At 41.8% G+C, this 10,500-nt stretch carries 6 protein-coding genes and 3 pseudogenes; all 9 read left to right on the plus strand.

Annotation, left to right across the window (positions count from 1 at the left end):
- The first annotated feature begins 607 nt into the window (after positions 1–607).
- A pseudogene (locus IQR33_RS03455) lies at positions 608–2,308 on the plus strand (hypothetical protein).
- Positions 2,309–2,311: 3 nt separating this feature from the next.
- Positions 2,312–3,391 (plus strand): hypothetical protein, encoded by a 1,080-nt coding sequence (locus tag IQR33_RS03460; RefSeq protein WP_193837935.1) that lies wholly within the window; start codon positions 2,312–2,314, stop codon positions 3,389–3,391.
- Between the two features lie 740 nt (positions 3,392–4,131).
- Positions 4,132–4,560 (plus strand): hypothetical protein, encoded by a 429-nt coding sequence (locus IQR33_RS03465; RefSeq protein ID WP_017635776.1) that lies wholly within the window; start codon positions 4,132–4,134, stop codon positions 4,558–4,560.
- Positions 4,561–4,885: 325 nt separating this feature from the next.
- Entirely contained in the window at positions 4,886–6,130 is a 1,245-nt protein-coding gene (locus tag IQR33_RS03470) for a tetratricopeptide repeat protein (RefSeq protein ID WP_017635775.1), read from the plus strand.
- Positions 6,130–7,554: a toxin-antitoxin system YwqK family antitoxin gene (locus tag IQR33_RS03475; RefSeq protein ID WP_053304432.1), complete on the plus strand. Its 1,425-nt coding sequence runs from the start codon at positions 6,130–6,132 to the stop codon at positions 7,552–7,554. The genes IQR33_RS03470 and IQR33_RS03475 overlap by 1 nt, the downstream gene beginning before the upstream one ends.
- A 56-nt stretch (positions 7,555–7,610) precedes the next feature.
- The gene (locus IQR33_RS03480; protein WP_228010132.1) at positions 7,611–8,588 is read left to right on the plus strand and encodes a toxin-antitoxin system YwqK family antitoxin; all 978 of its coding nucleotides are present in this window, start codon (positions 7,611–7,613) and stop codon (positions 8,586–8,588) included.
- Positions 8,589–9,031: 443 nt separating this feature from the next.
- Positions 9,032–9,697: pseudogene (locus tag IQR33_RS03485) on the plus strand (hypothetical protein); the annotation flags it as partial.
- A gap of 3 nt (positions 9,698–9,700) precedes the next feature.
- Positions 9,701–10,258, plus strand: coding sequence for a hypothetical protein (locus IQR33_RS32210; protein WP_228010133.1), 558 nt, complete (start codon positions 9,701–9,703; stop codon positions 10,256–10,258).
- 16 nt (positions 10,259–10,274) lie between these two features.
- Positions 10,275–10,500, plus strand: a pseudogene (locus IQR33_RS32215) (hypothetical protein); the annotation flags it as partial.

Raw genomic sequence — 10,500 nt, forward strand, 5'->3', positions numbered from 1 at the left:
CGTGATTGTGATGGTCGCTCGGCAGGTGCTGTGGTGAATGTGTCGTGTTGAAAATCTTTTTAAATATTATATATTTACGATCGTTTCTATACTTTGAGTATAGTGTTCTGCATGAGGTCGATGGGTAATACCTCACCTCTTTAACTCGCGATGAAGCAAATTTAATCCTAGCAAGCTTCAGAGCAGTTACTTTTGTGAGTGCGTAATGCGCTCACCTTTTTATTTAAACTTCCTCAGTAACAGTCAATTTGTTGTTTGTTGCTGAGGAGGGCACCTCATAAACTTCTGAATTTCCTCGTACTTACCTGAAGCGCACGTTACTACGATTTTTGTTAACTTCAGTCCATAAATTAAATTTTTTTAGATAGTAAGATTTTACCATTTTGACAGAGTGGGTGATGTTACTGGCTTTTATAGTGGTCAAATCGCATGTTTTGATAGCAAAAATGACCATTTTTTTGGTGTTTTTGATTTCGGGCGATTTTTCTATCTCTTTGAAAATAAATGGCTAAGTAAGTAGGATACGCAGACCAAATCGTACTTGTAAGCCTTATCAGCTTAATTGTCACCGCAGCCATATTTACGATGTTGGTTGTGGAGAATTCAAATGCATTTAGTTTGCAAATTTATACCTAGCTCGAAGCTATCCTCCAACGAGCTATCTTATGTTCTTACACCGGACGAGTGTATAGGACAGCTTTCGCGTTTGCGAAATTCAGATGACATCCTTAGAAACCTCCCTAAAGAATTGGCGAAAAGATTTCCATCTCTGCCAAAAAAACGACCAGCGCATTGCTAGCAGCTATAAGAATCGAATTGGGAAAAGGCAATTGGGTGTCATTATCTACCGTTGCTCGTCGGTCGCCATTGACGGACTCTCAGCTGCAAAGCTTCCCTAGACTTAAATCACTCGTTGACTCTGTATCTGCTTCGAATGAAAGCAAAGTTTTTAAAGCGGGTTACTGACGATGTTGCTCTAGTTCGCAGTTACACGCATGTACCTTCTGAGCCAAGCCCAGACCAAAAAATTGTTGTCGAGGTTGCAGGGCAGTGGTCTAGCAACGCGGCATGTTTGATGTTGGGAAAAACCGAAGCTCAAAAAGAAAAAGTGACTGTAGGCAAGGCTGATACAGAAAACAAACACCGCAGCCTCGCGACATTTAAAGATCTCGAAGCTGAGGGCAAAACGCTCTATATCAAAATCCCTTGCACTGATCAGCCTCAGCCAATTTTGCTTAAACTCGCCGAAGATATGCAACCCGTTGATAAAGAAATTCAAATGGATGAGTGGGATAACGTGTTGGTGCCTGTACTACCTATGCTAGAGGGCCCAAATGGACATGAGTTGGTTGCAGAAGGTTATTTCTATGTAATCTGGAATAACAAAGTTTGGCGAGAGGTTGAAGTTACACCAAAAGGCTACTTTGCTGATGTCGATTTAGAGTACTACAGAAATAATGATCCTGAATCCTCGATGAAAACACGACATGTCAACATTGATGGGGCCAACCTTGTACCAGACTACTATATTGGCGAAGAAGCATTTGAGATTTATCAATCCGGTCAGAAAGTGTATTCGGGACATCTAAGCCTTGATCAAGGTGCTAGGGTATTCCGCTTTGTAGATGAGGAAGTAGATGTTGTTTTTCCAGAATTAGATATTGATCCTATCACTGTTAAAACGGTGCTAAGCCCTTATAAAGCTGGCAAAGATGGTTTGCGTATTGCGCAAGGCGTTCCTCTACCGCATATTTGGGTGCCATATAAAGTCGCGGGAAAAGCACAAGAATGTTATATCCATTACTCCGAGTTGGCTTTGACAAACACGGAACTGTCTGAGCTAGAGAGTGATCCTGCTTCAATTGCTAAGTCTCTTTCAGAGTTGCAAATATACTCCTCATCCCAAAGCTTTAATAATGCGGGCGAGAATATTATTCCAGTTTCCGGTACCGCATCGACAGGCATCGGCAGTGGAGTCATCAACGAACACAAAGAGAGCAATATCGCGGGGCTTAAGTTGGCTCCAAGAGGCGCATTGCCTTCTATACGTTACCTTTACGAGCCTTTGACAGATCAGCCGGACGATTTCTTTGGGCTTCGTAACATAGAACAGGATTTGATTCACAAATCGTACTTTCGTTCAGCAATGAAAGATGACGATGGTTATATGACGCTTCGGTTCGCATTCCCGCCGGAAGAGGTCAAGAGCGTCGATATTGTTCGAGGTGTTCATTCGAGCCTCTCCACCGGTAGCCAACGTCTTGTCGTTGTAGAAGAAAATGTACCCATTTCAGAATTGCTAGGTTAAACCATGAAGAAAATACTATTACTGTTGCTTGCTGCTTTATCGATAGCGGGTTGTAAAGATGACGGCCGCACTTACATTGGTGAACACAACTATTACACCATGGAGCCAAGTGAGATCTTTAAATCTGACTCTGCGACATACCAACAACGTGACTTTCCTCGTTACTTTATCCATCGCGCCAAAGAATGGCCAAGGGAAGACTTAAATGACGCGAGCTCTTACGATTTGCCACGCGTTCAGTTTACTTGGGCCAACTTATCAAACGACTCAGGCTATGAGCCAGACCCTATGTATAATGAATACGAAGGACGAACCAAAATTTGGAGTATGAAGACTGATGGCACCGATTTACGTTTGGTGACCGATTTGCCATGGCTTGGCGATGGTGACATAACTGTTGATAAAACCAGTCGCTCGCCAAACAATCGTTACGTTGCAGTCGGTTTTGGTTTGACTAACTACCTTTTTGATATCAAAAACCAGAAGCTGATTAAGCTGCCACATGATATTGAAGGCCCTTCCGGATTTTTATGGGCGGAAGATAGCAGCTACGTTTATTACCGCACTGGTAAGGTTGGTCGTGTGGTTTATAAGTGGGATATTGCTAAAGGTGAGGCGGAAAAGACCGATCTTTACATCAGTGATACTGGCTTCATAAAGGACGGGAAAAGATATCAGGTAAATGATTTTGCTGCGCTTATTTACGATGCAAATACAAATCAAAAAGCAAAAGCAGTTTTTTGGGATAAGGACTTAGCGACGAATAAATCAAAAGCGGATTATAAAGCCATAAGTCCAGAAGGGGACATTGTCTGGGCGGCTAATCGCAACTATCACAATGTGTTTATTGTTGATTTAGCAAATGGTAAACAGATTGAGCGTGATGGGGCAATGCAATATGCCATCGGTCTAAATAAACGTTTTTCTTTGACGAATTATAACGCGATGCTGATGTCAGTACAGAACAACCAGACAAAACAAGCGTGGAGTTGGTCTCCGTTGGGTTACAGCCGCACGTTAGACCCCGCCATTGTGTATAACCTCTCTGCAAATCATGGCAACTGGTTTAAGGAGGCTAAATAATGGCCAGAACCTACGATGATGAAATCTACTTATTTGGCGCTTTATTCTACAGCTACAATACGGATGAAGGTCGAATATTTGATTGGCATACAAAAACTGGGTTTGGCGTAAATTTTTGATTTAAAGGCGAAAACTTCAGTTTCGCTAGCTCTGGTAAGGTTGGGTACTTTAGTGTCTGAAACGAATTGATGGCAATATAGATAGCTGAGCCGTTACGTTAGATTACAATAGCTCTAAAGGATTTACCCTGCAAACCGTTTTACGTTACCGAAGCTTTATGAAAGTCAAAAATAAAAGTGATCGATTCAGTGTATATCACCGTTTGCCCCCGTATAACAGTCGTCGAGCGTGAAAGACGGATAGGGTGGCAATGGTATATTCTACGTACTGGCGAAATAGGCATTGACTTCAATATAAGTTTGTATGTTGGGCTATCGAATGATGGCTTATGATTTAGTGGAGCAACATAGCTTGTCACCAAAGGATCTGTATCTCAAGTTACTATTGTGCTTCCGTAGTTAGCTGTAGAGTGTTGCAAGCACCTACTGAAGGCAGTCTTTTCTGGCTCCAGTGAGGCTTTATTACCTAGGCTCAGACACAGACGTTTGTCTTCCATATAGAATATTCGAGCAAGATCACGGAAGTCCGGAAAGCGACTTATTCGCTAATATTTTAGTAAAACTGAAAGCTGAATCGTCAACTGATATAACGTAAAGTGTCTCATTTTTATGGGAGTACTAATGAATAGTTACGTTATTTTACATCGGGATAAGATTGCGGTGGCGATTGACCTAATGAGTGCAACATCGTCATCTGATATCAATAGGCTAAAAACGGAAGGCTTTTTCGTTGAAGAAGAAATGATTGATGCAAAGACAGATAGTGAGGCTATCAGAGTGTTTCAGTCTAGTGAAAGATGTCCGTGGAAGACTCTCCCTAGAAATAAAGTTCAATTGTGGTTGTTATACCTCTTTATTGCCCTTGGCGTGGTTATTAACGCCGCTGTTGGTGATTATTCTGAATTAAGAGAGGCTTGGGGCAGTACTGAGGTGTTACTTTACACCCAATTAAGTCTATTGGCTGCTATAGCGATGTGTCTAATTTATATGATTTCTAGATGTCTGAGAATACTGAAGGGACAAAATGATAAGGTCCTTTTAACTGATTAACCTCAAATTTTTGTCAACCATTCTTTGTCTGCGTCCCACAAGTCAGAGCTGGGAAATATACTCATATTTTTTAATCTGTTGGGGGCGTATTTGCCATGGCAACCCAATTAAAGAATGGATTAAGAATGAAAAAGAAAATATTACTCAGCTTGGGTTTGACGATTATAGTTGTCTCCGCTGTCGGCTACACCGCAACAAAATCCAACTTTGATGGAGCAATTTGTCGGACTAACTGGAGAAGCAATAATAGCTAGTTGTAACAAACGAATCGATAGCATTCCTTAAAAGTTACTTCCAGTAAATAAGATTTTAAAACAGAGTTCAAATGAATAATACATCAATCAAGCTTGCATGCCTTGCTTTTGCAGCAAGTTCATATGTCTATGCTCAAAATGAGCCGTTTGTTTATACCGATATTAAAGAGAAACGTGTATCCAGTGACACTGAAGGCATTGTCACCCATGGTTATACACCTGATGCGAGCATTTATTACGCATCTACGGTTGAAGAAGATGATAATGGTAACGTGCAAGTTCAAGGCGCGAGCTATATCGGAGACCCGGAATTCGACTGGGAAGTTGCAGACGGTTTCTATGCTTTTTGTGATGGCCATAAAGTGCAATTTGGTATCAACAAGTCATACATGGATTTCTACCTTAAAAATAGTGATTATTTGTTCACCTTTGGAGATGGAACTCGTCATTACTACCGTGTTGAGCATGGCGAAAATGCAGACCAGTACGCACCAACTATTGCTGCTAACAGACAATTTTTTCAACCTAAAGCGGCGTTCATTGATGCACTCAAAAGCAACAGTGCTGTGCATGTTGAGATCAATACTAAAGGTCAACTCAGCCAGATGACTAACGACTTTGACGATGATTTCCCTGTTAGTGGTCTCGCTGAAATGCTAACCCGCGTAATGAATCATTGCTCTGAAACTGCGCCTGAACTAGATATCACTTCATTGAGTAAGTCAAAGCAGTTGGTTGCCAAAGCTAAAGCGTTGACCAACACACGCTATTACGATGAGGCGAAAGCGTTACTAATTAAGGCATCTGAGATGGGGGACGGTGAAGCAAGTGCACTATTAGGCGATCACTATCAACTTTATGAAGAGGGCGATGCGCGCTGGAAATTGGCGCGTGAAGCAAGACGGTTGGGCGCAAAACAAGGTGACCCAGGCGCAATGTGCGCAGCGGGCGTTGACTATGTTCGCCTTGAACACAAGGACAGTGCCAATGGTGAGAAAGGCTTAGCTTTGTTACGACAAGCCGAGGCTAAGGGGGAAAGCTGTGCGTATTACAACTTAGGTTACATGTATTTAGAAGGCATGGTAGTTGAGAAAGATCGGGAGCGAGGGATTGAGTATCTTAAACTTGTTGCGAAAGAATCCGCATCAGCGCTGAACATGTTAGTTCAAGTGTACCAATACATGCCAAAAGAGCGTGATGCGGAAGTGTATCCTTGGGTCAAACTCATGATCGAAAAATATGATTTTGATATGAATATGAAGCCCATCATCTGTAACCGTAGCCCTGAAGTTTGTAACGAAGAGGATAAACGATAATGCTGTTATTAGGCTCGCCTTATAAAAAAGCCTTGTCATTAAGCATGACAATAGCACTAATGAGTCAGTGCTTACTGTTTTCATTGTCGGTATCGGCGACTCCATTCAATGACCTTGAGTTTGAACGTAATATACGTAATCGAAACGATGTGACGGCGCTACTAAAGGTAGATAAGAGCCCTTATACCGGGGTTGCAGAGTCTTTTTATGATAATGGGACTAAGCGTGCTGAGGCTTATTACTTAAATGGAAAGCAGCATGGACCAAGCTTTAGTTGGTTTGAAGATGGTCGCTTAGAATCAAAAAGCCATTGGCTTAATGGTAAGAAACACGGTACTGAACAAGAGTGGAAAATAGATCGTTCTGTTAAGAATGACCAAGGCCAGCCAAGCTATTACCTCGAAGAGCTCAATACCTATCAGTATGGTATTTATAACGGCAAACAGAAGTTTTGGCGTGAAGGTCGTCTTTATCGCGAGGTGCAGTATGTAAATAACAAATACCAAGGTGATAAAAAGCAATGGGATATTGATAAACAAGGCAATCGATATCTTTCTAGCGACGAACAATACGTTGACGGTACCAGAGCGGGGTTAAGTCGCAGCTACTTTGCTGATCATCGCCTCAAAGGAGAAGAGTATTTCAATCGCGGAAGGGAAGACGGCATGGTGCTCGATTATGATATCGACATGATTGATGGTGTTGCGCGATACAATGAGAGGTCTTTTTATTTTAGAGAAGACGGCAAATACGAAGGGATTAAGTGGGAACATTACAAAGGTAAGATTCGTTCGATATACAGTACCCGTGATGGGCAGAACTATGGTTTTATCCAAAGTTATAATCCTCAGGGTATATTACTGAGTATGAGACCGACGCTGACCGGCAAGTGGCTTCGATATCATCGAAACACGAACTTACTTTCTAGTGAGAAGTATACCTTTGGTGGTCACTTTGATGATTTGCAATATACCTGGTATGACTCAGGCAGTATTGAAACGATAGACCGCCTTGATATAAATAAAAAGGGACCTTATAAATCAGCTTATATTGGTATGGCTGAATGGTATAAAAATGGTAATCAAAAACATGAGATAAAAGCGACTAAGAATCCGGAGAGGTATTCAAAAACATCTTGGTACGGTAACGGGCAGATTAAAACACAAGGTATTATCGTTCGTGATGGCGAAATTGGTACACATAAGGCGTGGTACAAGGATGGCCAACTAAAGAGTGAACTAAGTTACGTTATTGAAAAGAATAGGTGGGGTAATCGGAGTGTATTGAATGGTGAAGCAAAGCAATGGTACAGCAATGGTCAACTGAAAGAGCAAGCTCACTATGTTAAAGGTCAGCTCGTTGGCAAGCAGACAAAATGGTTGGATGACGGAACGTTGCATTCAGAAAAATCATGGAGTCTGTAATCATAATGGATCTAATACAGAGTATTAAAAGCGTTTATATGTTGGAAGAGACAAGTATGTACGATAAAGCACGCCATTTTATTAAACATGGATTGCTGGCCTTGTGTTTAATTCCGCTGGTTGCTAATGCAGCTATTCTTGAATTTAAAGGTGAAAAAGAAATGCTTGCTTATGAGCGAGGTCATACAACACCTTTCACGGGCACTGACTTACAGTACTTTATGGATAAAGATGAGCCTGAGCAATCTTTGAATAAGCTTAGTGAAATCACCTATGTTGACGGTAAAAAGCACGGTGAAGAGAAGTTTTGGACTTATTCTGGTCGCCCTAAAATGTTGAATACTTATGAGCATGGTGTGTTGAATGGGCGCGCTGCTATCTGGTACACACACCTGATTAATCAGATGGCATGGGAAGGTCAGTATCTCAATGGTAAAAAACACGGATTAACCAAATACTGGGACACATATGGCCGTAAGCAATGGTTCATCAATATGAATCAAGGTGAGCGTCATGGGTTAACACAGGGTTGGGACGGTAATGGTACGCTGATATTCAGCGGTGAGTTCGTAAATAACCGACAGCAAGGTACGCAAACTTGGTATTACAGCAATGGCAAGCTGAAACAGCGAACTACGTTTACTGTCGGTGAATATAACGGTAAACATGAACACTGGTTTGAAAATGGCAACATTGCTGTCCAAGCCAAATATGTTAGTGGGAAGCTTGAAGGTCGGGAACGTTATTGGTATCCGAATGGTCAACTGAAAAGTGACGTGACATACAAAGACGGTCTTAAGCAGGGCAAAGAGTCAATTTGGTATAAAAATGGGCAATTAATGCGCACTGCTGAGTATCAAGCTGGTTTGAAACAAGGCAAGCAACAAACTTGGTACAAGAATGGTAAACCGCAGTCAACCAGCCACTTTACCCAAGGTGAGCTTAATGGTGAAGAACTACTTTGGACTGAAAACGGTGTAAAAACTCAGTTCATCTACAAAGATGGAGAAGTCACTGAGTTTACAATGCTATAAACGATTTGAGTTTGTAAGTTTGAATGGGAAGGCTCCTCAGTTTTTACGCTTTTTAGTAGTAGGGACGGGTAAATAAACATCCTGTTTTTACTTCGATTGGATGTGTGATTTATAAACACCCTTTCAACTATACTGGTTGCTTATTGGAGTTTTGTTGCTTAAATCGATGGAATTAAATCAATAAGCTGCGATCTGAACGAATTCCAAGGATCGTCGTAGATTAATGCTTAAACCTCGAAACAAAACAGTTATATGGGACCAGTGTAATACAGCCCTAATCAACCTTTGCTCTCTGATCTTTTGGATTGATGAGAGCCATAGTCGAATGGAAGAAAAACAAAGAAGGAAAGTACTCTAGGCCCAATTGATTCAATGATTTAGCTATTGTTACGGTATTAATGTTCAATTACATCAAAAACTCAATTTACGACTAGCCTGAGCCGATCAAGGTCATCCTCTCACCAAAGCAAAAGCGCTTTGCTCAAATTGAAGCATTAGAATCGGATGCTGCTTTGCTAGATAAATCCAGCACGCCATTAGATGAATTAAGCAGTTACAGTGACGCACAGTCATTCAGTGCAAAAGAGTATACTTCCGATATAGACAGCGCAACCATCCACAAAGTTACCGAAGACGACATGCCATGGCTGAGTGACCAACAAGCCATAGTACGCAGTTACGACCAGAGTAATACGGTCATTGCTTATGTGGATGGAAAAAACAGTGGTTTTCAATTGTCAGTTGAAACTGGGCTGATCGATTTTAATACCCCTGTCGTTCATTATGCGGTGATATCTGATAGTGAAAGTGATTGGGTACTGAGTGAATCGCTTCAATATGACCAAGAAAACCCACATTTTGCGTCGGCGCAGCTCGGTGGTTTTCCCCAAAAAGGAAAATTCACTTTACAGATCACCTCTCCAGGTTATACCCATCACTCGGAACTGGTTTTTCAAGACTTAACTCTTGAGCAAATACAGAATTGGTCGACTCCGACTCAAATGGCGGAAAGGGTAGAGCCCGAGCCAGAACGTAGCGAACAAGAGCTGAATGCAGAAGAGAATCTCAGCCAATATATGTCGCTGTGGAAACAAGAATTAGGAATGTAAGTTATGAATAAAAAAGTCATATTTGGCTTGACCGCATTAGCCATAGCTGGCGTTGGGATAGGCAGTGCTTATAGCCCACAAGTTAGGCAATGGTTAGATGAAAGAGCGATTGCACAAGCGGAGCAAGAAAAATATAACAAAGCGCTAAATACAGTAGTTTCTTATATGGGGCTCTTCGATGGTTGGACATCAGAGAAAACAGATTGGATATTGGAAGTTGCAGATCCACGCACCGCGCCGTTGGCTCAGTGGGACAACCCCGGAGAAAAGCCGCAAATCATTACTCAGATTTATCGTGCAGAAAACCGCAAACAAGCTGGTTTATACACCATGAATTTAGACGGCAGCAACCTGCAAACCTTGCTGACCCCAGAAGAAGTTGGCAGCCTAGTTGGGTTTACCAAAAACTTGCGCCCGCAGCGCTCACCAAATGGCCGCTTCTTATTTTTTAACATGGGGTTATTCGCATCGTTAAAAGGTTGCGCCGTTGCAGATCTTAAAACCCGCCAAATTGAACGCTTTGGCGGCGGTTGTAACTTTGGTGGCTGGCTGGCTGCCTGACAGCAGTAAAGCTTATATGTCGAAACTCGGTAAGGCGTATGAATTTGATACAAAAAGCATGGTTATGAGTGAGCTGCCGTTGGCTTTACCTAACCCAGATTCTCCTGAACTGAGAAAGAAATGGCTGGATGGTAACGAGCATGCTTATGATGAACCTATAAGAGTGCAACTTTTGAATCAAGGAAAAGAGCTACTAGTAACAGCAAGAACTTCCCATAACAAAATTGTATTAGGTCGGGCCG

It is taken from the genome of Vibrio sp. OPT46, assembly GCF_015163535.1.
Classification (GTDB): Bacteria; Pseudomonadota; Gammaproteobacteria; order Enterobacterales; family Vibrionaceae; genus Vibrio; species Vibrio alginolyticus.